Genomic DNA, 24398 nt, shown 5'->3' with positions numbered 1-24398 from the left:
CCGTCGTCGGGGTACAGGAGACCAATGAACATCAAGGCGGCCTGGGAACGGTTCGGCCGGACGCAGCTGTGGCGGGCCTGGAAGCGGTACGGCGACCGGCGCGGCAACCGGTTGGCCGGGGCAACGAGCTTCTTCGGGTTCCTGTCGCTGTTCCCGTTGATCGTGCTGGCCGCGGCGATCACCGGCCCGCTGCTCGGTGACGCCGCGATCGAGACGCTGAAGGAGTCGCTGCGGCAGAACCTGCCGGGGATCGGCGACAAGATCGACATCGACGGGCTGATCGGCCACGCCGGCACGATCGGGCTCGTCTCCGGCGTCTCGCTGCTGTTCACCGGCCTCGGCTGGATCGACTCGCTGCGGGCCTCGATCCGTTCCATGCACGAACTGGACGACCAGCCGGGCAACATGGTGAAGCTGAAACTGGTCGACCTGGGTGCGCTGGTCGGCCTCGGCGTGATCGGCGTGATCGCGACCGGTGCCTCCTCGGTGCTGACCGGCCTGTCCCGGCGCATCGTCGACTGGCTGGACCTGGACGGGACCTGGCTGGCGAACTGGGGACTCGACCTGACCAGCATCGTGCTCGGGATCGCGGCCGGCGCTGTCCTGTTCCTCTACCTGCAGACCGCGATGCCGCGGATCGTCCTGCCCCGGAAGGTCGCGCTGATCGCGGCGCTGGCCGGCGGGATCCTGTTCTTCCTCGCCCAGAAGCTCGGCAACGCCTACGTCAAGTACGTGATCGGCAGCAACGCGGCGTACGGCGCTCTGGCGTTGCCGCTGGCGCTGCTGGTGTGGATCTACCTGATGACACGCGCGATCATGCTCATCGCCGCCTGGACGAAGGAGGCGAGCCTCGACGCGTGGGCGAGGGAGCATTCGGCCGAGCGTCGGCTGGAGATCGCGGAGGAGCCGCTGACCGCGGAGGAGCCACTCCTGCCCGGGCCGCCCGGCAAGCGTTACAAGGTCGTGCCGGTGCCTCAGAAGAAGGCAGACACGGTCGCGGTGGCCGCGGGCGCGGTGCTCGGCGTCACGGCCGGCGCCCTGGCCATGCAACTCGCCAAGGCCGCCCGCGCCGTCCGTCGCAGTTAGTGCCGTCGTCTTCGGAGCGCACGAGGTCGTCGCAGGAACAGTCCGAGGAGTAGGACCGGGGGTGCGGCGTAGGCCCAGGCTGGGATGCGGAGTGCGAGTGACTGGACGGCTTGGCCCGGGTTGAGGACTGTGCGGCTGCGCGGTGGTTGCGCCGTACCGGAATCCGTCTGCTTGCCGCTGGTCGGGCCGGCGGCCGCCTTGGACGGGGGCGCGGCCGCGGGCTTGACCAGCGTCCCGACCGGGTTCAGCTTGTCGTAGTTCTTGAACGTCCAGTCGAGCAGGTTGGTGGCATCCGTGGTGATGCCGTGCGGTGCGTTCATCAGCGTCACCACCAGCGTGTGGCCGTTGCGGCGAGCCGCACCGATGAACGTGTTGCGGGCCAGCGTCGTGTAACCGGTCTTGACGCCGAGTGCGCCGTCGTAGCTGAACAGCAGCTTGTTCTGGTTCGCGACCTGGTATGTGCCCGCGTTGCCGGCGTTCGGGTAGGCCGTGTACTTCGTCGCCGCGTACTTGGCGAAGTCGGGCCGGGCCAGCCCGGCCTTGGCGAACAGGGCCAGGTCGTAGGCGCTGGAGTACTGCCCGTCGGCGTCCAGGCCGGTCGGGTCCGTCACGGTGGTGTCGAGCGCACCGAGTTCCTTGGCCTTCTGGTTCATCCGCTGGACCGTGGCCGCGACGCCGCCCTGGTCATGCATGCACAGTGCGTGCACGGCGTCGTTGCCGGAGCCCAGGAACATGCCCTCGAAGAGCAGGTCGACGCTGTAGCGCAGACCCGGATACACACCGACCTTGCTGCCCTCGATCCGGGCGTCCGCGTCGGTGCCGACCACCACGTCGGTTTTCTTGAGTCGTGGCAGCAGGACGAGCGCCGTGAGGGTCTTCAGCGTGCTGGCGGGCCGCAGCTTGGCGTGCGGTGCCTTGGCGGCCAGTACTTCGCCGGTGTCGATGTCGGCGACGACGTACGCCGATGCCTGGACCGCCGGCGGTGTCGCCCCCTCGGCGACCACCGTCGGCTTCGCGGTCAGCAGGTCGCCGCCGACCGGGCCTTGTGGACCCTGGCCGGCGGCGGTTGCTGTCAGCGGACCGCTGACCACCAGTGCGGCGGTAGCGGCGGCCGTCAGAAGCACACGCATCGGCGGCACTCTAGACGGCCTCCGGTGCAGACGTCACGCCCAGGTCAGGCCGAGGTCATGGCAGAGTCAGGCCCCAGTCAGGCACGGTACGCCGTCCACATGTTGCTGATGCGGGTGCTCTGGCCGGGAGTGAACTGGTTGTAGCAGGCGTCGTACGAGTAATCCATGTAGTTGTGGATCGGGTCCAGACCAGGCAGCGAGCAGGAGTCGCGACCGGTCGGGCAGCCGCTGCTGGCACTGCCCTGAGCCGGGGTGTCGGACACGGAGTCGTTCGTGCTCGTGCAGCCGCCCTGGAACGTGTGGTAGAGGCCGAACCAGTGACCGGCCTCGTGCGTGGCGGTCTTGCCGAGGTTGAAGTTCGTCGACGAACCGCCGGGCAGCGAGCTGTACTGCACCCGGATGCCGTCGATCGACGGGTTGCTGGCGTAGTCCCACGGGAACGTGGCGATGCCGAGGTAGGAGAAGTTGACCAGCCAGATGTTCAGCGCGTTCTTGCCACCCTTGCGGGTCTGCGCCCGGTACGTCGTGCTCTGGCCGTCGCGGTGCCAGGTGCTGTTGTTGTAGCGGTACGTGCCGGCCAGGTAGAAGCTGAAGCCGGTGTTCGCGGCCTGGGACGACTCGCCGCCGGCGAAGTCCTGGTTCAGCTCGGCGATCTGCTGCGAGATCTGGGTGTCGGTCACGTCACCGGCGCCGGAACTGCTGCGCATCACGTGGACGTACACCGGCACACTCGCCGACGCCAGGGTGCCGGCCGCGGGCGTCAGCCCGCGGGCGGCCTTCGCCTTCAGGATCTGAGCGGTCCGGGCGTCGATCGCCTTCTGCTCGGCGGCGGACAACTCGCGGTGGTCCGCGCCGAATCCACCACGGGCGGCGGGACCCTCGGCGGGGGTCAGACACGGGTTGGCCGCCTGGTCGGCCGGCAACTTCGCGGTCGCCTGACCACCGAGCGGGCTGAAGGTGAGCGCCGTACCGGCCAGCAGAACGGCCAAGGCGCGGGGGCGGGTGATGAAAGATCGCATGAGTGCGTCCTCCGGGACGGGGCCGCTTGGGCGGTGCGGCCGAGTTCCCCGATTTTCCGCACGATGCCGCAGAGTGCAAAGCCGTTCACTGACCGTCCAGTGCCACGGCACCACCGCGCCGACGCAACCCTCAGGCCAGTTCCTCCTCGGCTCGCTGGATGGCGGCGAACTCCTCCTCGGGGGCGGCGGCGACCAGGTGGTGGCGGCTGTAGAACCAGAAGTACCCGATGGCCACCACGAAGATCGCGGCGGTGATGGCCGCGGCCTTCTCGTCCACGAAGAACGTCGCCACCACGGCCGTCACGGCCAGGACGAGGGCGATACCGGTGGTCACCCGTCCGCCGGGCGTCTTGTACGGCCGGTCCAGGTTGGGCTCGCGGACCCGCAGGACGATGTGGGCGAGCATCATCAGCACGTAGGAGACGGTCGCTCCGAAGACGGCGATGTTGATCAGCAGCGCGCCGTCCTGGGTGATCGCGGCGAGCAGGAAACCGATCAGTCCGGGAACGGTCAGGGCCAGGTACGGCGTCTTGCGCTTGCCGGTCACCGACAGGAAGCGGGGCAGGTAACCGGCCCGGGACAGCGCGAACAGTTGCCGCGAGTACGCGTACACGATCGAGAAGAAGCTCGCGATCAGCCCGGCGAGGCCGACGTAGTTGACGAAGTCGGCGACCCAGGTGTCACCGCCGAAGGCGGTCCGCAGGGCGAGCGGGAGCGGGTTGTCGGACTCGGCGATCACCGACGAGCCGGCACCGCCGGCGCTGAAGACGAGGATCAGGGCCGCGAAGACCAGCAGCACGATCATCCCGGTGATGATGCCGCGGGGCATGTCCTTGCGGGGGTCCCGGGCCTCCTCGGCGGCCAGCGGCACGCCCTCGATGGCCAGGAAGAACCAGATTCCGTAGACGAGCGCCGCCAGCACCCCGGCGTACCCGAACGGGATGAAGTCGTTCGCGCCGGCCGCGGTGGACGGCACGATGTCGAACAGCTTGCCGGCGTCGAACTTCGGCACCATCGCGATCACGAACACCACCAGCGCGACCACGGCGACCGCGGTGATGGCCAGGGTCAGCCTGAGCGCCTCGCCCACGCCGTACAGGTGGATGCCGACGAAGATCACGTAGCAGGCCAGGTAGACCGGCCAGCTGGACGTCAGCCCGAACAGCCCGAGGGCCTCGACGTAGCCGCCGATGAAGGTGGCGATCGCGGCCGGGGCGATGGCGTACTCGATCAGGATCGCCGTCCCGGTGGCGAAGCCGCCGAGCGGTCCGAGCGCGCGGCGGGCGAACCCGTACCCGGCGCCGGCGACCGGGATCGCCGAGGCGAGCTCGGCCAGGCCGAACACCATGCAGGTGTACATCGTCGCCATCAGCACGGTCGCGATCAGCAGGCCGCCCCAGCCGCCCTCGGCGAGGCCGAAGTTCCAGCCGGCGAAGTCGCCGGAGTTGACGTAGGCGACGCCCAGTCCGGCGAGCAGAACCCAGCCGGCCGCACCTCGTTTGAGTTGCCGGTGCTCCAGGTACTCCTTGCCGACCTGGTGGTAGTCGACGTGGGCGTTCTTCCGGCTCATCGCGGGCCCTCCAATGGTCTACCGACATACCACTAGGAATGGGCAAGAGGTTCCTCGCACCGGGACCCGGTGTCAAGGGAAACCTCAGATTGACATCCTGGCCCGGGCTTGCGTCAATGGACTGATTGCAGACCAATAGACCTCCGGGAGTGCGACCGTGGACCCGAACACCGGCAAGCTGACCGAGCAGGCACTCCGAGATCTGGTCGCGGCCGGGCAGATCGACACCGTGCTGGTCGCGATCACCGACATGCAGGGCCGGCTCCAAGGAAAGCGCTGTGGTGCCAGGTACTTCCTGGAGGAGGTGCTCGCGCACGGCACCGAGGGCTGCAACTACCTGCTCGCGGTGGACGTCGACATGAACACCGTCGACGGCTACGAGATGTCGTCCTGGGCCCGGGGCTACGGCGATCTGCTGATGGCGCCGGATCTCGACACCCTGCGGCTGGTTCCGTGGCTCGAGGGGACCGCGCTGGTGCTCTGCGACGTGCAGTGGCTCGACGGCACCCCGATGCCCGCGTCGCCGCGGCAGATCCTGCGGGCGCAGCTGGAGCGGCTGGCCGAGCGCGGTCTGAAGGCGTACGTCGGCACCGAGCTCGAGTTCATCGTCTTCGACGACACCTACGAGGCGGCCTGGGACAAGCGCTATCGCGACCTCACCCCGGCCAACCAGTACAACGTCGACTACTCGCTGCTCGGCACCGCGCGGATCGAGCCGCTGCTGCGCGACATCCGCAACGGGATGGCCGGCGCCGGCCTGTACGTCGAGTCGGCCAAGGGCGAATGCAACCTCGGCCAGCACGAGATCGCGTTCCGGTACGACGAGGCCCTGGTCACCTGTGACAACCACTCGATCTACAAGACCGGCGCGAAGGAAATCGCCGCCAAGCACGGCAAGAGCCTGACCTTCATGGCGAAGTACGACGAGCGCGAAGGCAACTCGTGTCACATCCATCTGAGTTTCCGGTCCACCGACGGCGCGGCCGTCCTCGCCGGTGACCGCGATCACGGGTTCTCCCAGCTGATGGAGTACTTCATCGCCGGTCAGCTCGCCTGCCTGCCCGAGTTCACCTACCTGCTGGCGCCGAACATCAACTCCTACAAGCGATTCAGCAAGGGCAGCTTCGCGCCGACCGCGGTCGCGTGGGGCCTGGACAACCGCACCTGCTCGCTCCGGGTGGTCGGTCACGGCGAGTCGCTCCGGGTGGAGAACCGCCTCCCCGGCGGCGACGTGAATCCGTACCTCGGCGTCGCCGCGATCATCGCCTCCGGCCTCCACGGCATCGAGAACGAGCTGGAGCTCGAGCCGCTGCTCGAGGGCAACGCGTACGAGTCCGACAAGCAGCACGTGCCGACGACGTTGCGCGAGGCGGCAGCGCTGTTCACCGGCTCGAAGATCGCCCGGCAGGCATTCGGCGACGAGATGGTCGACCACTACGCCAACGCCGCGCGGGTCGAGCTCGACGCGTACGACGCAGCCGTCACCGACTGGGAGCGGGTCCGTGGTTTCGAACGCCTCTAAGCCACGGATCGGCATCACGACCTATCTCGAGCCCACGATCTGGGGCGTCTGGGAGCGCGACGCCTCCCTGCTCCCACGCGTCTATCTCGACTCGGTGGTCGCAGCCGGAGGCACGCCGCTGCTCCTGCCGCCGGTGGGCACGGATCCGACGGTGCTCGACGTACTGGACGGACTGATCGTCGCCGGCGGTTGCGACGTGGATCCGTCGTCGTACGACGCCGTGCCGCACCCGGAGACGGTCGACACCAGACCCGGACGGGACGAGCACGAGATGATCCTGATCCGGGCAGCGCTCGACCGCGATCTGCCGCTGCTGGCGATCTGCCGCGGGCTGCAGATGCTCAACGTGACGCTCGGCGGGACGCTGCACCAACATCTGCCCGACGTGGTCGGCCACGACGAGCACCGGCCGTCGCCGGCGATCTTCGGGACCACCGAGGTCAAGGTCGAGCCGGGCACGCTCACCGCGCGGCTGATCGGTGACCGGAGCAGCGTGCGGTGCTACCACCATCAGGCCCTCGACCTGGTCGCGCCGGCGCTCAGAGTCACGGCCCGGGCCGGGGACGGGACCGTGGAGGCCGCCGAGGTGGACGGCCACGACTTCGCCCTCGGCGTGCAGTGGCATCCGGAGGAGAACGTCGACGACCTGCGGTTGTTCACCGCTCTGATCGCAGCAACCAGGAGCCCAGCAACCAGGAGCCCATCATCCAGGAGCACCCCATGACCCACGACGTGATCAACCCGGCCACCGAGAAGGTCGTCCGGACGATCTCGCTGGCCACCGAGCAGGAGGCGGACGAGGCGATCGCGCGGGCCGCGAAGGCCTTCGAGGACTGGCGGAACGTCACCCCGGCGGATCGCGGCCGGTTGCTGCGTCGTTTCGCCGACGCGGTCGACGCCGATCTCGAGAACCTCGCCCGGCTCGAGGTCGAGAACGCCGGCCACACCATCGGCAACGCCCGCTGGGAGGCGGGCAACGTCCGCGACGTCCTGACCTACTACTCGGCCGCGCCGGAACGCCTGTTCGGCAAGCAGATTCCGGTGGCCGGCGGCATCGATGTGACGTTCCAGGAGCCGCTCGGCGTGGTCGGCGTGATCGTGCCGTGGAACTTCCCGATGCCGATCGCCGGCTGGGGTTTCGCTCCCGCCCTGGCCGCGGGCAACACCGTTGTCCTGAAGCCGGCCGAGCTCACGCCACTGACGGCGCTGCGCCTCGGTGAGCTGGCGCTGGAGGCCGGGCTGCCGCCGGGGGTGCTGGAGGTCGTCCCGGGCAAGGGCTCGGTCGTGGGGCAGCGGTTCGTCACGCATCCGGGCGTCCGCAAGGTGGTGTTCACCGGGTCGACGGCGGTCGGCAAGCAGATCATGGCCGGGTGCGCCGAGCAGGTGAAGCGGGTGACACTCGAGCTCGGCGGGAAGTCTGCCAACATCGTGTTCGCCGACGCGGATCTGGAGAAGGCCGCGGCCCAGGCGCCGTACGGCGTGTTCGACAACGCCGGTCAGGACTGCTGCGCGCGGTCGCGGATCCTGGTCGAGCGGTCGGCGTACGACCGGTTCATGGAGCTGCTCGAGCCGGCGGTGAAGTCGTTCAAGGTCGGTGATCCCGGCGATCCGGCGACAGAGATGGGTCCGCTGATCTCGGCGGGTCAGCTGGAGCGGGTGGCGTCGTACGTCGAGAGGCCCGCGTTCCAAGGTACGGCGCCGAGCGGACCGGGGTTCTGGTTCCCGCCGACCGTGCTCGCGCCGGTCGCGGCCGACGATCGAGCGGTCCGCGAGGAGATCTTCGGGCCGGTCGTGGCCGTCGTCCCGTTCGAGGACGAGGCCGACGCGGTGCGGATCGCCAACGACAGCGAGTACGGGCTGTCCGGGTCGATCTGGACCCGTGACGTCGGCCGCGCGCTGCGGGTCGGCCGCGGCGTCGAGGCGGGCAACCTGTCGGTCAACTCGAACTCGTCCGTCCGGTACTCCACACCGTTCGGCGGCTACAAGCAGTCCGGGCTCGGCCGTGAGCTCGGCCCGGACGCGCTGGACGCGTTCACCGAGACCAAGAACATCTTCATCAGCACGGAGGACTGAATGGACGTGAAGGCAAGCCGGCTCGAGGGCCGTGTCGCGGTCGTGACCGGCGGCGCGAGCGGGATCGGCCTGGCCACGGTACGGCGGTTCGCGGCCGAGGGAGCCAAGGTCGTCATCGGCGACCTCGACCCGGCGGCCGGCAAGGCCGCCGCGGACGAGGCGGGCGGGCTGTTCGTCGCCACCGATGTCACCGATCCGGCGGCGGTGGACAACCTGTTCCAGCAGGCCTTCGACACCTACGGCAGCGTCGACATCGCGTTCAACAACGCGGGGATCTCGCCGCCCGACGACGCGTCGATCCTGGACACCGGGCTGGACGCCTGGCGCAAGGTGCAGGAGGTCAACCTGACGTCGGTGTACCTGTGCTGCAAGGCCGCGATCCCTTACATGCAGCGGCAGGGCAGGGGTTCCATCATCAACACCGCGTCGTTCGTCGCGGTGATGGGCGCGGCCACCTCGCAGATCTCGTACTCCGCGTCCAAGGGCGGCGTGCTGGCGATGAGCCGCGAGCTCGGGGTCGAGTTCGCCCGGCAGGGGATCCGGGTCAACGCGCTCTGCCCCGGGCCGGTGAACACGCCGCTGCTGACCGAGCTGTTCGCGAAGGACCCCGAGCGCGCCCAGCGGCGACTGGTGCACGTCCCGATGGGCCGGTTCGGCGAGCCGGAGGAGATCGCGGCCGCGGTCGCCTTCCTGGCCAGCGACGACGCCTCCTTCATCACCGCCAACACGTTCCTGGTGGACGGCGGAATCTCGGGCGCCTATGTGACGCCGCTCTAGTCTGTCCTCATGGTTGCCCAGGCAGACGACGCGGTGTTCCGGCCGGTCCGGACCGGCAACCCGTTCGAGGAGACCGTCGAACGGTTGCTGCAGGCAATCAAGTTGGGCGTCGTCGCGCCGGGTGACCGGCTGCCCAGCGAACGCGACCTGGCCGCCCGGCTGAACGTCAGCCGGGTCACCCTCCGGGAGGCGATCCACGCCCTGACCGAGGCCGGCTACGTCGAGTCCAGGCGCGGACGGTACGGCGGCACGTTCGTCAACGAGCAGCTGCCGAAGCCACGCCGTACGCCGGCCAAGCGGTTGGTCCGGGAGCTGAGCGACGGGCTGGACGATGCCCTGGTACTGCGTGCCGCCCTGGAGACCGGCGCCGCGGAAGCGGCCGCTGCACGGTCGTTGAGCGAGGCCGAGCAGGAGCATCTGCGTCGCTGCCTGGCGGAGACGTCGACGGCGAAGCTGTCCGACTACCGTCGGTTCGACTCCCGCCTGCACCTCGCCATCGCCGAGGTCACCGGGTCGCCGTCGTTGACGTCGGCGACGGCCGACGCCCGGATGCGGCTGAACGAGCTGCTGGATGCGATTCCGCTGCTCGAACGCAACATCCTCCACTCGAACGAACAGCACGAGGCGATCGTCGAGGCCATCCTGGCCGGCGACCCCGAGGCGGCCCGTCGGGCCATGCAGGAACACCTCTCCGGCACCGCGGCCCTGCTGCGCGCCTTCCTCAGCTGATCACCGTCCCCGCTGACGGGCCGAGGTCCGGTGCCACCTCGCCCCCATCGGAGGGGTTGACCCCTCAGGCGGGTGGTTGGCCCCTGAAAATCCGAGGGGCCAACCCGCAAGCTCAGGGGTTGGCCCCTCGATGGGAGCGACGGCGGCGAGGGTGGGCAATCCGTGCCCCGGCACAACAGTGCCGTTCCGACGGCTCATATCTGGGCAGCAACCGGTGACAGGATGGTGACTGGATGGTTTCCTCATGTGACACTCGCCGTGTCGGATGGTCGTTGACCGTGATAATCGGCGAAGGTAATCCTTCGAGGAGTTTGTGAATCGATGACTGACGACGAGCTGGTCGGGCGGGCCGGGCTGGTCGAGCGTGCGCGCAAGCAGCTCGAGACCAGCGGCAGCGTGCTGCTCTACGGCCCGACCGGGATCGGCAAGTCCGCGCTCGGCCGGGCGCTCGTCGCGGACCGCACCCGGGCCGGCTGCCGTGTCCTCAGTGCCGCCCCGTCCCAGTCCGAAGCCGGCCTGCCGTACGTCACGCTCCTCGACCTCCTGTCCCACCAGCTCGAGCTCGCCTGGCAGGTCCTGCCCGACCACCTGCGCCAGCCCTTGGAGGTCGCCCTCCTGAAGGCCAGTGCGCCCGACACTGTCCGTGATGAGCTGGCCGTCCGTCTCGCCGTATTGCACGTACTGCGCCGCCTGGCAGCCAGTGGCCCGGTGTTACTCGTTGTAGATGACATCCAGTGGGTGGACCCGTCCAGCCTCGAAGTACTGACGTTCTGCGCCCGCCGGCTGTCCGACGGCGTACACATGCTCGCCACCGAACAGGTGGCCGACGGCGACCTCCCGATGATGGCCGAGGCGTGCCCGGAGCCGGTGCTGCAGCTTGAGGTCCCGCCTCTCACGGAGCCCGACGTACTCGGTCTGCTGCGTCAGCGCCTCTCCAGCCCGCTCCCGGTACGCACAGCACGCCGCATCTTCACGGCGAGCGCCGGCAACCCGTTCATGGCGCTGGAGCTCGGTCGAGCGGTCCTGCGACACCCGCAGGGGGTTTCGCCCAACGACCCGCTCCCGGTGTCCAGCCGGCTCAAGACGCTGCTTGGCGACCGCCTGTCCGATCTGTCCGCCGGTGCGCACGAGCTCCTGCTCCACGCGGCGTCGTCACCCCGTCCGACCACGACCCAGCTCGCCCAGTCCCTCCAGCGGCCGATCGAGGCCGAGCTCGCGGAGGCGGAGTCGCTGGGGCTGATCGACGTGTCGTCGGAGCGGCTGCGGTTCACGCACCCGCTGCTGCGGGAGTTCGTGTACGCCGAGGCGACCTCGGCGGCCCGCCGCCAGGCCCACGCCCAGCTGGCTGCCGTCGTGGACGAGCCGGTCGAGAACGCGACCCACCGCGCACTCGCCACCCAGGAGGCGAACGCGGAGCTCGCCGCGACCATCGAGGAGGCTGCCGCCGTCGCAGGCGGCCGTGGCGCACCCGGAGCCGCCGCGACGCTGTGGCGGTTGGCCGCCGAGCGTACGCCGATCAGCCTGCCGGACGACCGGGCTCGACGCCTGACCCGGGCCGCCGACGACGCGGCGGCCGCCGGCCATCTGGCGGAATCGGCCGAGATGGCGCGTCTCGCCGTACACGCCGCGACGAAGCCGGAGACCAAGGTTCCCGCGCTGTTGCTGCTCGTGGACGCCGCCTGGCCCGATCACGATCGCCGGGTGGAATTGCTGGCCGAGGCGTTCGACGCCGCGGTGGGGGACAGGCGGCTCGAGGCGCGGGTGCGGATCATGCGCAGCCACAGCGAGTACTTCGACCGCCGGCTGGACGAGGCGCAGGAGGACGCCCGGGTCGCGGAGGCGCTGGCTCGCGAGTGCGGCGACACCGAGGCGATCGTGGACGCGCTGAGCGCGGCCAGTTCGGTACAGATTGCCCGGGACGCCGAGCAGACCGCGGACGCGCTGCTGGCGGAAGCGGCCGAACTGGCCCGCGACCTGCCGCTCACCAAGACCGTGGTCAACGCGCGGCAGATGGCGGCGATGCGTGAGTTGTTCCGCGGTCGCACCGCCGAGGCAATCGCGGCGATCAGCGCGCTGGTCGACGAGGTGCGCGAGGGCGGCGCGATGCGCTGGCTGGCGTCCGTGCTCATCTCGGCGACCGCGATCTACGAACGCAGCGGCCGTGGCGCCGACGCGCTGGCCGCGGGCCACGAGTGCTACCAGTTGATGCAGGACATCGGCGAGGAGGCCGAGGTCGGCATGATCATCGCCAGCCGTGCGGAGTGGGCCGGCGGCTCGGCGGCGGTCGGGCGGCAACTCGCCGAGGCCGCGCTCGAAGGTGTCCGCCTGGTCGGCAACGACGAATGGACCGGGCCGGCGCTGGCCAGCCTCGGATTGATCGGCGTACTCACCGGGGACCCGCAGCGCGCGGTGGAGGCGTTCGACGCGATCGCGGAGTCGGGTGAGGCCGCGATGCCGTTCGACCCGGCCGTCATCCCCTGGCACGCGGACTACGCGGAGGCGCTGGTCGCGGCCGGCCGGCTGGACGACGCGGCCGCACTGATCGCGGAGATCCGGGCCCGGGCCGAGACGCTCGACCGTGCGGTCGTCAAGGTCGGCCTGGCACGGTCGGAGGCGCTGCTGATCGCGAAGCAGGGTGATCCGGCCGCCGCGCTGGACCTGCTGGAGAAGACGATCAGTACGGCCGGGGACTACGTCTACCCGTTGGACCTGGCGCGGTGCGAGCTCACCCGCGGTCGGGTGGCGCGGCAGGCCCGTCGCCGGTCGGTCGCCCGGACGGCCTTCCTGGACGCGATCGAGCAGTTCGAGGCGTACGGCGCTCCCGCCTGGCGCGAGGTGGCCGAGACAGAGTTGGCCCGGCTGGACGTCCCGAGCCGCAGCCGGCAGCCGTCCGAGCTGACGGACAACGAGCAGCAGATCGTCGCGATGGTCCGCGACGGCTCCACCAACCGCGAGATCGCCGCCGCCCTCTACCTCAGTGTCAAGGCCGTCGAGTCCCAGCTCACCCGCCTCTACCGGCGCTTCGGCGTGGCCAACCGGACCCAGCTCCTCCGCATGGTCGACCGGCCCAACCCCTGACCGCACGCCGGCCTTCCGGTTGAACGTCGTACGGGGTGTGCAGGGAAACCCTTGAGGTGACCCGTGGGTAGGTTCGTATGTCTTGCTGTCCGAAGGCTGATGGACGAATGTCGTTCGGGTGAGCTCGCCCCTCGCTCCGGGGCGGCCGAGTGAGGCGCGGCCGCCCCGATTTCACTCCCGGGGGACAATGAGCAGGTGAAACTCGAACGCAAGCACGCGCTGGTCCTGCTCGGGATCGCGGTCTGGAACGTCGTCACGTACCTGCGGTTCATCAAGGCGCTCGCCGACACCGAGGGCCGCCCGACCGGGTACTACGTCGCCCACACCATCCTCATCGTGGTGAACCTGCTGATCGCCGCCGTCCTCGGCACCTGGGGCGTCCGCGCCTACAAGGCCTCGCGGGCCAAGGTCAGCGCCTGACGAACCTGGCCGGCGTCACCCCGAGCATCTTCCGGAAGTGCCGGTTCAGATGCGACTGGTCGTAGAACCCGGCCAGCGTCGCCACCTCGGCGGGCGGGCTCCCGTCGAGCAGGTACCGCCGCGCCAGATCCACTCGCCGCCCGGTGAGATACCGATGCGGCGGCATCCCGTACTCCCGGGTGAACGCCCGGACCAGATGCGCCGGATGCGCGTGCACCAGCTTCGCCGCTTCGTCCAGCGTGATCCCGGCCGGCACGGACTCGTCCAATACGTCGCGCAACCGCGACGCGACCCCGGGATCGCGGCGATCCGGCGGATCGGTCACGTTCCGCCGCAGGTGCTGCCGCAACCGCTCCTCGATCAGCGTGAGCCGGCTCTGCGCCTCGAGGTCTTCCTTCCCGTCGAGCAGTACGCCGTGCAACTGGTGAATCCGGTGTCGCAGCACGGGGTCGACGTACTCCGGCTGGTCGACAGCCGCCCCGATCACGTTCTCACCCAGTCGATCGGGCTCCAGGTAGAGCACCCGCTTCCGGAACCCCTCCGGCCGCACCGACCGCCCGTCGTGCGGCACGTGCGGCGGTAGCAGCGACACCTGCGCCTGGGCCAGGCCGTGCTCCCGGTGGTCGAGGTCGTACCGTACGACGCCCTCGTCCACGATCAGCACCGTCCAGGCGTCGTGGGTGTGGCTCGGGTACGCGTGGGACGGGAAGTGGGCGTGCAGGACCTCGACGACCCCGCTCACCCCGGGCCGCCACGCCCTGACCTCGGCGCCGCCGCTCATACCTCAGAACATACGCTGCCTGCCGTGAAGGTTTACGTGAGCGTGGACATGGAGGGCATCACCGGACTGGTCGACGCGGAGGACGTCCAGCCGCCGGGCCGGGACTACGAGCGCGGCCGGGTGCTGATGACGGAGGACGCCAACGCGGCCATCCGGGGCGCGTACGACGCGGGCGCGACCGCCGTACTCGTGAACGACGCCCACGGCCCGATGCGCAACCTGCTGCCCGACCTGCTCGACCCGCGCGCCACCCTGATCAAGGGCCGGCCGAAGCCGATGGGCATGATGGAGGGCCTGACCAGCTCGTTCGACGCGGCCTTCTGCGTCGGCTACCACGCCCGCGCCGGCGTGCTCGGCGTACTCAGCCACAGCTTCATGGGCCACGAGATCGAGGACATCTGGCTCGACGACCAGGTCACCGGCGAGATCGGCCTCTTCCACGCTGCCGCTGCCGCGTACGGCGTACCGGTCGTCCTCCTCACCGGCGACGACACCGCCTGCGCCGAAATGACCGCCTGGGACCCGGCCGTCCACACCGTCCCCGTCAAGCAGGCACGAGACCGCTTCGCCGCCCGGCTCGTCCCCGTCACCGAAGCCCGAGCCACCATCGAAGCCACCGCCCGCACAGCCCTCCAAAACCTCCCGACCCCCACCCCCGCCATCACCACCGACCCCGGCACCACTGACCCCGCCGTCACCACCGACCCCGGCACCACTGACCCCGCCGTCACCACCGACCCCGCCGTCACCGCCTCCCCCGCCGACCCTGCCGCCGCCCGCCGCCTCACCGTCCGCTGGCAAAACGCCTCGGTGGTCTCCCACCTCACCGCCATCCCCGGCGTAGAACGCCGCGACGACCGCACCGTCACCACCCACGCCCCCATGCCCGACCTCTACCGCCTCTTCAACCTCTTCCTCCGAGTAGCCACCGCCGTCACCACCAACCCGCCGTACTGCTGACCCCACCCTCCGCCGCAATCGGACACCGCCTCCGGCGGCGACTGTTCAATTGCCGCCTTCGGCGGGAGCGCCCGGCGTGGTTCCGGCCTCAGGTGATCGGCGAGTGGACGGTGGAGCGCGGGCGCCGGGCCGGTGCGAGCGACTATGGCTGCGGCGATCGGGCACCGCCTTCGGCGGCGGCTGTTGTCTTGCCGCCTTCGGCGGGAGTCGCCCGGCGTGGTTCCGGCCTCAGGTGATCGGCGAGTGGACGGTGGAGCGCGGACGGCGGGCCGGTGCGAGGGACTGTGGCTGCGGCGATCGGATACCGCCTTCGGCGGCGGCTGTTGTTTTGCCGCCTTCGGCGGGAGTCGCTCGGCGTGGTTGCGGGCCTCGGGTGATCGGCGAGTGGACGGTGGAGCGTGGGCGCCGGGCCGGTGCGAGCGACTGTGGCTGCGGCGATCGGACACCGCCTCCGGCGGCGGCTGTTCTATTGCCGCCTTCGGCGGGAGTCGCCCGGCGTGGTTGCGGGGCGAGGTGATCGGCGACTGGACGGTGGGTGTGCATCGGGCGATCGCCTGGCCGGGCGTCAGCCGGATCGTCCGGGCGCCGCGGACCAGGTCGGCGTACAGGAGTGCCGCAAGGTCCTGTGCGCCAGAGGTCAAGAACGTACAAGACTCCGTGTCTGGCAGGTCGTGACGATGGGGGTGTGGATGACGCCAACGAGACGATCAAGTTCGATACCAAGATTGCGGTGTTGTTGCGGGATGATCTGGCGGTCTGGCAGCGGCTCAATGTGACCGCGTTCTTGGTGAGTGGGATTGCCGGGACCCGGCCGGAGGTGGTCGGGGAGGCCTATGAGGACGCGGACGGGCAGCGGTATCTGCCGATGTTCCGGCAGCCGGTGCTGGTGTTCGAGGGGTCCAAGGAGTTCATGAGTACGGCGCACGAGCGGGCGCTCAAGCGGGAGATCGAGCACGCGGTGTTCACCCAGGACCTGTTCTCCACCGGCAACGACCGGGACAACCGAGCCGCCGTCAAGGCAGTGTCGACGGAACAGCTCGACCTGGTCGGCATCGCGCTGTACGGCCCGAAGAACGCGGTCGACAAGATCCTCAAGGGCGCCCGGATGCACCCCTAGTACTCCGGCTCCGGCCGGCACTAGCCTGCCTGCGTGGCCGAACCCTGGGACGAACGCCGGCTGACCGCCGAAGGATTCGAGCACGTCTACGTCGAGTTGGACTGGTATGACGGCCCGGTGGCCGGGATCGTCGACATCGACGGCGTGGCGCACTACTTCCAGCGCTACGACTTCCTGCGCTACGACGTCGAGGACGCACCGGACCAGTACGTCGTGTGGCCGGTCAGCGCGGAGCTGGTTGCGCTGGAGCGCGAGCAGTGGGAGATCTTCGTCCGCTGGAACCAGCGATACGAAGCCGGGGACGCCGGGACCGAGACCCACCCAGGGCACGGAGGGATCGATCCCCGGTACGACGAGCTGACCGGGTTGCTGACGGAGGCGCGGCAGGTGCCCGCCGATGCGGCGCGCCTCGTCGCCGAGTGGCGTTTCGACGGCGGGGAGCAGTACCGGATGGACGGCGTCCGCTACTGGGTGCGGTGGAGTCCCGTCGAGTGACACTGAAACCGGAGAGGCACAGAGCCGCGGCTGCGCTGTCCGGCGAGCGCAACCCCCGGCCTCTGCGCTCAGCCGAATCAGACGCGGCGGAAGATGAGGGCTCTCTTGACTTCCTGGATGGCCTTGGTGACCTCGATGCCGCGGGGGCAGGCGTCGGTGCAGTTGAAGGTGGTGCGGCAGCGCCAGACGCCTTCCTTGTCGTTCAGGATCTCCAGGCGCTGCTCGGTGCCCTCGTCGCGGCTGTCGAAGATGAACCGGTGCGCGCCGACGATCGCCTGCGGGCCGAAGTACTGGCCGTCGGACCAGAACACCGGGCAGGACGTCGTACAGGCCGCGCACAGGATGCACTTGGTGGTGTCGTCGAAGCGGTCCCGGTCGGCCTGCGACTGGATCCGCTCCCGGGTCGGCTCGTGACCGCTGGTGACCAGGAACGGCATCACCGAGCGGTACGCGTCGAAGAACGGCTCCATGTCGACGACCAGGTCCTTGAGCACCGGCAGGCCCTTGATCGGCTCGACGGTGATCTCCTTCTCCGGGTTCAGGTCCTTGATCAGCGTCTTGCAGGCCAGCCGGTTGCGGCCGTTGATCCGCATCGCGTCGGAGCCGCAGACACCGTGCGCACAGGACCGCCGGAACGTCAGCGTGCCGTCCTGCTCCCACTTGATCTTGTGCAGCGCGTCCAGCACCCGGTCGGTCGGCTGCAGGGTGACCGAGTAGGTCTTCCACTCGGACTCGTCGACGACCTCCGGGTTGTACCGCAGGATCTTGACCTTGACGTCCATCAGTACTTGCGCTCCATCGGCTTGTAGCGGGTCTGCACGACCGGCTTGTAGTCCAGCCGGATGTTCACGTTGCCTTCGGCATCGACTTCGCGGTACGCCATCGTGTGCCGCATGAAGTTGACGTCGTCGCGCTTGTCGTAGTCCTCCCGGAAGTGGCCGCCGCGGGACTCCTTGCGGGCCAGCGCGGACACCACCAGCACCTCGGCCAGGTCGATCAGGAAGCCGAGCTCGACCGCCTCGAGCAGGTCGGTGTTGAACCGCTTGCCCTTGTCCTGGACGGCGACCCGGGCGAACCGCTCCTTCAGCGCCTCGATGTCGACCAGCGCCTGCTTCAGCGAGCCCTCGGTCCGGTACACCTGCGCGTTCAGGTCCATCGTGGCCTGCAGGTCCGACCGGATCGCGGCGACCCGCTCGTCGCCGGTCGAGTTCCGCAGTCCCTCGACCAGTTCGACCACGAACGCCTCCGGCTCGGACGGCAGCTCCTCGAAGTCCGCGGTCGCCGCGTACTCCGCGGCCGCGATCCCGGCCCGCCGGCCGAACACGTTGATGTCGAGCAGCGAGTTCGTGCCCAGCCGGTTCGCGCCGTGCACCGACACGCAGGCGACCTCGCCCGCGGCGTACAGGCCGGGGATCACGTCGTCGTTGTTGGCCAGCGCCTCGCCCTTGATGTTGGTCGGGATGCCGCCCATCGCGTAGTGCGCGGTCGGGAACACCGGGATCTGCTCGGTGTACGGCTCCACGCCGAGATACGTCCGGGCGAACTCGGTGATGTCCGGCAGCTTCGCGTCGATGTGGGCCGGATCGAGGTGGGTCAGGTCGAGCATCACGTAGGCGCCGTCCGGGCCGCAGCCGCGCCCCTCGCGGACCTCGTTCGCCATCGCCCGGGCGACCATGTCGCGCGGGGCCAGGTCCTTGACGGTCGGCGCGTACCGCTCCATGAACCGCTCGTTGTCCTTGTTCCGCAGGATCCCGCCCTCACCCCGGGCGGCCTCGGACAGCAGTACGCCGAGACCCGCCAGGCCGGTCGGGTGGAACTGGAAGAACTCCATGTCCTCCAGCGGCAGCCCCTTGCGCCAGACGATGCCCATCCCGTCGCCGGTCAGCGTGTGCGCGTTGGACGTCGTACGGAAGACCTTGCCGAACCCGCCGGAGGCGAAGATCACCGACTTGGCCGAGAACACGTGCAGCTCGCCGGTCGCCAGCTCGTAGGCGACCACGCCGCTCGCCTTGCCGTCGGTCATCAGCAGGTCGAGCACGTAGAACTCGTTGAAGAACTCCACGTTCTGCTTGATGCACTGCTGGTACAGCGTCTGCAGGATCATGTGGCCGGTCCGGTCGGCCGCGAAGCAGGAACGCCGTACGACGGCCTCACCGTGGTTGCGGGTGTGGCCGCCGAAGAACCGCTGGTCGATCTTGCCCTCGGCGGTCCGGTTGAACGGCAGGCCCATCTTCTCCAGGTCGAGGACCGCGTCGACGGCCTCGCGGCACATCACCTCGGCCGCGTCCTGGTCGACCAGGAAGTCACCGCCCTTGACCGTGTCGAAGGTGTGCCACTCCCAGTTGTCCTCCTCGACGTTGGCCAGCGCGGCACACATGCCGCCCTGAGCCGCGCCGGTGTGCGACCGGGTCGGGTAGAGCTTGGTCAGCACCGCGGTCCGGGTCCGCTTGCTGGACTCGAGGGCGGCGCGCATACCCGCTCCGCCCGCGCCGACGATGACGACGTCGTACTGATGGCGCTGCATGTTCAGAGATCCTTACTTGCTGCAGACCGGCAGCGTGCTGTGCGGGTCGAGGCAGGGGTCGAAGGTGAAGATCACCAGGGTGCCGAGTACGACGATCACGATCGACGCGGTGATCAGCAGGGACTTCAGCCAGAACCGGGTCTGGTCCTTCTCGGCGTAGTCGTTGATGATCGTGCGCAGGCCGTTGGTGCCGTGCAGCATCGCCAGCCACAGCATCAGCAGGTCCCAGACCTGCCACAGCGGGTTGGCCCACTTGCCGGCCACGAACCCGAAGTCCAGCGCGTTGATCCCGTCGCCGAGCATCAGGTTCACGAACAGGTGGCCGAGCACCAGGACGACGAGGGCGAGCCCGGACAGCCGCATGAACAACCAGCTGTACAGCTCGAAGTTGGTCTGCCCGGACCGGTTCCGGCCGCCGCCCTTGACCGAGCGGGAACGGGAGCTGGACCGGGGAGCTGCGATGTCCGACATCTCAGCCTCCGAAGACATGTGTGAGGTGACGGATCACGAACGGCACGAACAGGACGACCCAGATCACACCGACGCCGATCATCAGCTGCCGCTGGTATCGCGGGCCCTTGGCCCAGAAGTCCACCAGGATGAGCCGGATGCCGTTGAACGCGTGGAACAGGATCGCCGCCACCAGGCCGACCTCGAGCAGGCCGACGATCGGGTTCTTGTAGGTGCCGATGACCTCGTTGTAGGCCTCCGGGGAGACCCGGACCAGCGCGGTGTCCAGCACGTGCACCAGGAGGAAGAAGAAGATCCCGACCCCGGTGATCCGGTGCGCGACCCATGACCACATGCCCTCCCGGCCGCGGTACAGCGTGCCGGCTGGTTTGCTGGGCAAACCGATCCTCCGATCGGACTCACATACCGGGAGCCGGTGCACGCGGCGGCCCTGGGGTGACGCCTGGAGGACTCGCTCAGCCCGGTCAAGCCTCGGGGCGCTGCCGCGATCGGCTCGGCCCGGCGAAAACCGGGCCGCTTCGATGCTAGTCCTGCCGGTCGGCCCATTTTGTCCTGACAGGTGTGACATCGCTCTCCAAGTGGCCCAGCGGGGAGATCTCCGAGTGGCCCTCGACGCGCCCGGGCGTGCGTTGTTGACTTCAACCCGGCTTGACGTTCGAGACTGCCGCATCGGCCCGGGATGTCGCCCGGGTCACAGTGAGGGGAGAAACACGGTGAGTTTCTGGATCTGCGCGACCTGTGCGGTGGAGCACTCCGAGCGGGTCGAGGTCTGCGCGATCTGCGCCGACGAACGCCAGTGGGTGCCCGCCGACGGGCAGCACTGGACCACGCTCGAGGAACTGGCCGCCGCCGGGACCACGGTGGCGATCGACGAGGTGGAGCCCCGGCTGTACGGCATCACGTCGAAACCCCCGACGGGGATCGGCCAGCAGTCGATGCTGGTGCAGACGGACGAGGGCAACCTGCTGTGGGACCCGATCGGGTACGTCGACGACGACGCCGTACGCCGGGTCCGTGAGCTCGGCGGGGTCGCGGCGATCATCGCCAGCCACCCGCACATGTACGGCGTCCAGGTCGAGTGGAGCCACCGGCTCGGCGACGTACCCGTCTATGTCTCCGAGGCGGACGCCGAATGGGTGGCCCGGCAGGACCCGGTGATCAAGACCTGGTCGGGCGAGCTCACCCCGCTGCCCGGGATCACCGTGATCCAGCCTGGCGGGCACTTTCCGGGCAGCGCAGTCACCCACTGGGCGGAAGGTGCCGACGGCAAGGGTGTGATCCTGTCCGGCGACACCATCTTCGCCAACCCCGACCGCACCTCGGTCAGCTTCATGCGCAGCTACCCGAACCGCATCCCCCTGTCCGGCGCGGTCGTCGACCGCGTCGCCCGCTCCCTCGACCCGTTCGACTACGACCGCCTCTACAACAACTTCGGCGCCGCCATCCCCGTCGACGCCAAAGCAGTAGTCCGCCACTCCGCCGACCGCCACGCCGCCTGGACCCGAGGCGACTACGACCACCTGACGTGAGTGGTGCCGGGCGCCCCCGCGTCAGGGGCGCCCGGGACTGGGGTCAGGTGCGGCCGACCGCCAGACCGTCGATCTGGACCAGCTTGCCGGTGGAGGCTGAGACGAGCTTCAGCGTGCCACTGAAGAGCGTGCTCTGGACCGGGAGGCCGAGCAGGACCTCGCGGTGCGTGGTCGGGTAGGCCAGGTTGACCGTGGTCAGGTACCTGTTCCCGGCGTACACCGCGACCGAGCCACAGGTTGGGCAGCGGGTGGCGACCAGGAAGAACCGCTTGCCCTGCACGGTCCGCGTCAGCGACTTGCCGTACGCCGTGGTCTGCGTCGTCGTGCCGTAGTAGAACGTCGATCCGGTCGCCCGGGTCCAACCGGTCGAGGCCAGCGTCAACGATCGGTCGTCGAGCGGCCGCGAGAAGCACCGTTCCGCACTCCACTGGCCGACGTTCCCCAGCTTGTCCTTCGCCCGCACCGAGACGCAGTACTCGTACCCGGCCGCGACCGCAAGGTTCATCGACGTCGCGGTCGTATTCGTCCACGGCTGCACATAAGCGCCGTACGGCCCGGCCGACGTGGCCCGGCGGTAGCGCACGTCGTACGACGCGACCCCGGCGGAATCAGCGGCCGACACCGTCAACGTCGCCGTCCCAGCCACCGACGACTGATACGCCGGCGCCACCATCCGCGCCACCGGCCCGCTGACATCGGCATTCAACGTCCGGAACGCCTGGGTCACCCGCCCGTCCGGCTCCGTGGCGGTGATCGCCACGGTGTTCTCGCCCGAGCTCACGATCGTCGCCACGTACGGCGAGGTGCAGGCTGTGGCTGGGCCCGCGAGGATCGTGCAGGTGAACGTCGTGCCCGGGAGCAGTGCCGAGGCGTCGAACGCGACGGAGGTCTGCGCGCCGACGACAGCCGGCGTCGGCGCGATCGTCACCCCTAGCCGCTGCCAGGCGAGGTCCAGCCGGTGCTCGTCCTTGTCGGGTCCGAGCCTGACCGCGGTCTGGTCTACCTTTCCGAGCGCGACTCCGAGCCGGAAGATCCGCCCGGCGTCGGTGAGGGCGACCAGCTGACCACCGTCGGGATCCCAGCTGATCGAACGCACCGTCGCGCCGAGCGACGGGCCCGTGCTCCCCGTCAGGGTGGCGGAATCGATGACCTGCACAGCGGTCCCCGACCCGAACGCGACCCAGGTCCCGTCCGGCGACACCCGGACCGGCGTTCCGTCCGCCGGTGCGACCGGAGCGGGCAGCGTCTTGATCCTGATGCCACCCGGCTTGGCTTCGATCCGCGCGATCCGGTCGTCCGTCAGACGGCGGTCGACCACGATCAGGCTCGCGGCATCCGGCATCCAACTCGGGCTGGTGACATCACAGGCCACCTTCGCCGGCGTACCACCGGCGGCCGGGATGACGTAGACGCAAGGGGTGTTGTTCTCGGGCGCCTGGAAGGCGATGCGGGCGCCGTCCGGTGACCACGACAGGTGGGTGATAGCCGCTAGTGACGTCCACAGCTGCACCGGAGCACCGAGCCCGGCCGGATCCACGCGGCGTGTCCACAGGACCCGCCCGCCGGTGTTCGTCACGTAGGCGAGCGAACGCCCGTCGGGCGCGCTGGCGACTGCCTCCTTCGGCCGGACGGTGGTGCTGTCGTCCGGGAGCGGTACGGCCCATCCTGACAGGCTGGCGGCCATCAGGTCACGGGACGCCGGTTCACCCTGGATGACAGCGAGCTGAGCCGGTACCCGGCCTGCCGCCGTCCGTGGTCCGGTCGGGCCCTCGCCCACCTCGTTGACGACGGAGACGGCGTACTCGACTCCGGCCGGCGGGTCGGCGTCGGAGACGCTCATGATTTTCGCCGACGGGATTGCAGCGACCCACTGCGTGGTTTCCGCACCGTTCAGGTACCGATGGAGGTAATAGCCACGCACCGGAGTGCCCCCGGCGGTCGGCAGACTCGCCCAGATAACGGTGTGACCAGTGAAGGTGCCGGCCACGCTCACACCCATGGAGCTGGGCAGCTTGACGCCCGTGCCCGTCGCAAGGACGGTGTGCATGCCGGACGAGGTGGAGTCCTCGATCGTCAGCCGAGCCGAGTAGCTGCCGTCCAGCCGCGGCCGGAACTGCATGGTCAGCGTGCACGAGGCAGTCACAGGCAGTATGGCCGGGCAGTTGTTCGAGGTCAGCGCCCAGTCGCTCTCGGCGCCGGTGTTGAGCCATACCTTGACGATCTCAACCGGCTCGGTGCCGGTGTTCTTCACGGTGATCGGGACATCAGCGGAGCTCTTGCCCGTCATCACCCGCCCGAAGTCCGGCCGGTCCGGTGTGACAGACAGGGCCTGGTAGCCGGACGTGCTCCGGAAACGGATGTCGAGGTCGGTGCGAACGGTGGTGCCACTGCAGGAGGGGATCCGCAGAGTGCCCGTCAGGGTCTCGAGCGCGAGGTCTGGTGTGTAGGCGACGGCGGTGACCCAGAGGTCCCCCCAGGTCGTGCAACTGCGGTCGCCTTGCGTCAGCTCGACCTGTGTGGCCGGCAGGAAGACGTAGCCAGGTCCGGACAGAAAGGCCGGGATTCGCACCTTGAGCGAGCCGGCGGACAGGGTTCGCGACCCGCTGTCCGGCGCGGAGGCCGTGACCGGTCCGGCGGTCTCGTCCTGCAACCAGGTCTCGCCAGCGCCGTGGTTGGCGTTCAAGGCAAGTACCTCGATGTCGCCGATGGCCGGTGCTTCTGCGACGCGGGTGGCTTTGACCTCAGGGCTGGTGGCCGGGTCGGTGTCGGAGGTTGCGACGACGCGGTAGTCGGCGGTGGCGCCGGCTGGGATGGTCTCGTCGATCCAAGTGGTCGTCGAGTCGGTCAACGGGCCGCTGACGTCCTGCCAGTCGGCGGTGGCTTGTTTGCGTTCTACGCGGTAACCGGAGGCGTCCACGTCGGTCCAGGTGACGCCGATGCCCTGGCGGGTTGGGAAGACCTGGGCGACCGGGGTCGCGGCGGACTCTTCGCCGAAGGCGGCGTGGGCGATGAAGGGGATGGTGATGGCCGCGAGGGCGGCGGCCAGGGCATAGCGGAGCAGGACGGGCGGGCGGACGCGGCGCATTGAATCTCCTGGCAGGGGAAATCCGGTGCGCC

21 protein-coding genes are annotated in these 24398 nt (G+C 69.4%); 12 read left to right on the top strand and 9 right to left on the bottom strand.

The features are described from left to right. The first annotated feature begins 24 nt into the window (after nt 1-24). Nucleotides 25-1086 carry a YihY/virulence factor BrkB family protein gene (locus ACYVOK_RS34775; protein ID WP_460666861.1) on the top strand — a complete coding sequence of 354 codons (1062 nt, stop codon included), beginning with the start codon at nt 25-27 and terminating at the stop codon, nt 1084-1086. Here ACYVOK_RS34775 and ACYVOK_RS34770 read toward each other — a convergent pair. From ACYVOK_RS34770 to eat, 3 genes are all read right to left on the bottom strand, one after another. Next, nucleotides 1083-2216, bottom strand: a complete 1134-nt coding sequence (locus ACYVOK_RS34770; RefSeq protein ID WP_460666860.1) for a D-alanyl-D-alanine carboxypeptidase family protein — start codon at nt 2214-2216, stop codon at nt 1083-1085. The genes ACYVOK_RS34775 and ACYVOK_RS34770 overlap by 4 nt on opposite strands. Before the next feature lie 77 nt (nt 2217-2293). After that, the gene (locus ACYVOK_RS34765; RefSeq protein ID WP_460666859.1) at nt 2294-3235 is read right to left on the bottom strand and encodes a zinc metalloprotease; all 942 of its coding nucleotides are present in this window, start codon (nt 3233-3235) and stop codon (nt 2294-2296) included. A 130-nt stretch (nt 3236-3365) separates the two neighbouring features. Beyond that, entirely contained in the window at nt 3366-4805 is a 1440-nt protein-coding gene (eat, locus tag ACYVOK_RS34760) for an ethanolamine permease (RefSeq protein WP_460666858.1), read from the bottom strand. A gap of 157 nt (nt 4806-4962) precedes the next feature. Between eat and ACYVOK_RS34755 the strand changes: the two genes are divergently transcribed. The 7 genes from ACYVOK_RS34755 to ACYVOK_RS34725 all read left to right on the top strand — a co-directional run bounded on the left by ACYVOK_RS34755 (nt 4963) and on the right by ACYVOK_RS34725 (nt 13404). Next, on the top strand, nt 4963-6327 hold the full coding sequence (locus tag ACYVOK_RS34755; protein ID WP_460666857.1) for a glutamine synthetase family protein: 1365 nt from the start codon (nt 4963-4965) through the stop codon (nt 6325-6327). Further along, complete coding sequence (locus tag ACYVOK_RS34750) at nt 6308-7051, top strand: gamma-glutamyl-gamma-aminobutyrate hydrolase family protein (protein ID WP_460666856.1); 744 nt, start codon at nt 6308-6310, stop codon at nt 7049-7051. The genes ACYVOK_RS34755 and ACYVOK_RS34750 overlap by 20 nt, the downstream gene beginning before the upstream one ends. Next, nucleotides 7048-8400 (top strand): aldehyde dehydrogenase family protein, encoded by a 1353-nt coding sequence (locus ACYVOK_RS34745; RefSeq protein WP_460666855.1) that lies wholly within the window; start codon nt 7048-7050, stop codon nt 8398-8400. The genes ACYVOK_RS34750 and ACYVOK_RS34745 overlap by 4 nt, the downstream gene beginning before the upstream one ends. Further along, nucleotides 8401-9177 (top strand): 3-oxoacyl-ACP reductase, encoded by a 777-nt coding sequence (locus tag ACYVOK_RS34740; RefSeq protein ID WP_460666854.1) that lies wholly within the window; start codon nt 8401-8403, stop codon nt 9175-9177. It begins immediately after the preceding gene. A gap of 9 nt (nt 9178-9186) precedes the next feature. Continuing rightward, nucleotides 9187-9906: a FadR/GntR family transcriptional regulator gene (locus ACYVOK_RS34735; protein WP_460666853.1), complete on the top strand. Its 720-nt coding sequence runs from the start codon at nt 9187-9189 to the stop codon at nt 9904-9906. Nucleotides 9907-10227: 321 nt separating this feature from the next. Further along, nucleotides 10228-12984 carry a helix-turn-helix transcriptional regulator gene (locus ACYVOK_RS34730; protein WP_460666852.1) on the top strand — a complete coding sequence of 919 codons (2757 nt, stop codon included), beginning with the start codon at nt 10228-10230 and terminating at the stop codon, nt 12982-12984. Between the two features lie 195 nt (nt 12985-13179). Then, on the top strand, nt 13180-13404 hold the full coding sequence (locus ACYVOK_RS34725; RefSeq protein ID WP_460666851.1) for an SCO4848 family membrane protein: 225 nt from the start codon (nt 13180-13182) through the stop codon (nt 13402-13404). Here the strand turns inward: ACYVOK_RS34725 and ACYVOK_RS34720 are convergent. Beyond that, on the bottom strand, nt 13394-14185 hold the full coding sequence (locus ACYVOK_RS34720) for a helix-turn-helix transcriptional regulator (RefSeq protein WP_460666850.1): 792 nt from the start codon (nt 14183-14185) through the stop codon (nt 13394-13396). The two genes, ACYVOK_RS34725 and ACYVOK_RS34720, sit on opposite strands and share 11 nt — an antisense overlap. A gap of 24 nt (nt 14186-14209) precedes the next feature. On the opposite strand from ACYVOK_RS34720, the gene ACYVOK_RS34715 reads away from it, so the two are divergent. The 3 genes from ACYVOK_RS34715 (at nt 14210) to ACYVOK_RS34705 (ending at nt 16757) form a co-directional block, all read left to right on the top strand. Then, the gene (locus ACYVOK_RS34715; RefSeq protein ID WP_460666849.1) at nt 14210-15145 is read left to right on the top strand and encodes a M55 family metallopeptidase; all 936 of its coding nucleotides are present in this window, start codon (nt 14210-14212) and stop codon (nt 15143-15145) included. A 685-nt stretch (nt 15146-15830) separates the two neighbouring features. After that, entirely contained in the window at nt 15831-16262 is a 432-nt protein-coding gene (locus ACYVOK_RS34710; protein ID WP_460666848.1) for a DUF2000 family protein, read from the top strand. A 33-nt stretch (nt 16263-16295) separates the two neighbouring features. Then, the gene (locus ACYVOK_RS34705; RefSeq protein ID WP_460666847.1) at nt 16296-16757 is read left to right on the top strand and encodes a hypothetical protein; all 462 of its coding nucleotides are present in this window, start codon (nt 16296-16298) and stop codon (nt 16755-16757) included. Between the two features lie 77 nt (nt 16758-16834). On the opposite strand, the gene ACYVOK_RS34700 is transcribed toward ACYVOK_RS34705, so the two are convergent. The 4 genes from ACYVOK_RS34700 to sdhC are packed head-to-tail and all read right to left on the bottom strand — an operon-like array spanning nt 16835 to nt 20131. Beyond that, nucleotides 16835-17539, bottom strand: a complete 705-nt coding sequence (locus tag ACYVOK_RS34700; protein ID WP_460666846.1) for a succinate dehydrogenase iron-sulfur subunit — start codon at nt 17537-17539, stop codon at nt 16835-16837. After that, a complete protein-coding gene (gene sdhA, locus ACYVOK_RS34695; RefSeq protein WP_460666845.1) occupies nt 17539-19281 on the bottom strand; it encodes a succinate dehydrogenase flavoprotein subunit in 1743 nt (580 codons plus the stop codon). Before sdhA ends, ACYVOK_RS34700 begins: the two co-directional genes overlap by 1 nt. 12 nt (nt 19282-19293) lie before the next feature. Further along, entirely contained in the window at nt 19294-19752 is a 459-nt protein-coding gene (locus ACYVOK_RS34690) for a succinate dehydrogenase hydrophobic membrane anchor subunit (RefSeq protein WP_460666844.1), read from the bottom strand. Nucleotide 19753: 1 nt separating this feature from the next. After that, nucleotides 19754-20131, bottom strand: a complete 378-nt coding sequence (gene sdhC / locus ACYVOK_RS34685; protein WP_131352855.1) for a succinate dehydrogenase, cytochrome b556 subunit — start codon at nt 20129-20131, stop codon at nt 19754-19756. A gap of 334 nt (nt 20132-20465) precedes the next feature. Between sdhC and ACYVOK_RS34680 the strand changes: the two genes are divergently transcribed. Then, nucleotides 20466-21281 (top strand): MBL fold metallo-hydrolase, encoded by an 816-nt coding sequence (locus ACYVOK_RS34680; RefSeq protein ID WP_460666843.1) that lies wholly within the window; start codon nt 20466-20468, stop codon nt 21279-21281. Nucleotides 21282-21324: 43 nt separating this feature from the next. Here the strand turns inward: ACYVOK_RS34680 and ACYVOK_RS34675 are convergent, their stop codons facing one another. Next, nucleotides 21325-24366, bottom strand: a complete 3042-nt coding sequence (locus ACYVOK_RS34675) for a choice-of-anchor D domain-containing protein (RefSeq protein ID WP_460666842.1) — start codon at nt 24364-24366, stop codon at nt 21325-21327. Nucleotides 24367-24398: the final 32 nt, after the last annotated feature.

The sequence above is a fragment of the Kribbella swartbergensis genome (genome assembly GCF_054784135.1).
This window is presented reverse-complemented; position numbering and strand designations above follow the sequence as displayed.

Excerpts from the sequence above, each read along its gene's own strand:
- ACYVOK_RS34775 (WP_460666861.1), top strand. The coding sequence starts at position 25 with ATGAACATCAAGGCGGCCTGGGAACGGTTCGGCCGGACGCAGCTGTGG.
- ACYVOK_RS34770 (WP_460666860.1), bottom strand. The coding sequence starts at position 2,216 with ATGCGTGTGCTTCTGACGGCCGCCGCTACCGCCGCACTGGTGGTCAGC.
- ACYVOK_RS34765 (WP_460666859.1), bottom strand. The coding sequence starts at position 3,235 with ATGCGATCTTTCATCACCCGCCCCCGCGCCTTGGCCGTTCTGCTGGCC.
- eat (WP_460666858.1), bottom strand. The coding sequence starts at position 4,805 with ATGAGCCGGAAGAACGCCCACGTCGACTACCACCAGGTCGGCAAGGAG.
- ACYVOK_RS34745 (WP_460666855.1), top strand. The coding sequence starts at position 7,048 with ATGACCCACGACGTGATCAACCCGGCCACCGAGAAGGTCGTCCGGACG.
- ACYVOK_RS34740 (WP_460666854.1), top strand. The coding sequence starts at position 8,401 with ATGGACGTGAAGGCAAGCCGGCTCGAGGGCCGTGTCGCGGTCGTGACC.
- ACYVOK_RS34735 (WP_460666853.1), top strand. The coding sequence starts at position 9,187 with ATGGTTGCCCAGGCAGACGACGCGGTGTTCCGGCCGGTCCGGACCGGC.
- ACYVOK_RS34730 (WP_460666852.1), top strand. The coding sequence starts at position 10,228 with ATGACTGACGACGAGCTGGTCGGGCGGGCCGGGCTGGTCGAGCGTGCG.
- ACYVOK_RS34720 (WP_460666850.1), bottom strand. The coding sequence starts at position 14,185 with ATGAGCGGCGGCGCCGAGGTCAGGGCGTGGCGGCCCGGGGTGAGCGGG.
- ACYVOK_RS34700 (WP_460666846.1), bottom strand. The coding sequence starts at position 17,539 with ATGGACGTCAAGGTCAAGATCCTGCGGTACAACCCGGAGGTCGTCGAC.
- sdhA (WP_460666845.1), bottom strand. The coding sequence starts at position 19,281 with ATGCAGCGCCATCAGTACGACGTCGTCATCGTCGGCGCGGGCGGAGCG.
- ACYVOK_RS34690 (WP_460666844.1), bottom strand. The coding sequence starts at position 19,752 with ATGTCGGACATCGCAGCTCCCCGGTCCAGCTCCCGTTCCCGCTCGGTC.
- ACYVOK_RS34675 (WP_460666842.1), bottom strand. The coding sequence starts at position 24,366 with ATGCGCCGCGTCCGCCCGCCCGTCCTGCTCCGCTATGCCCTGGCCGCC.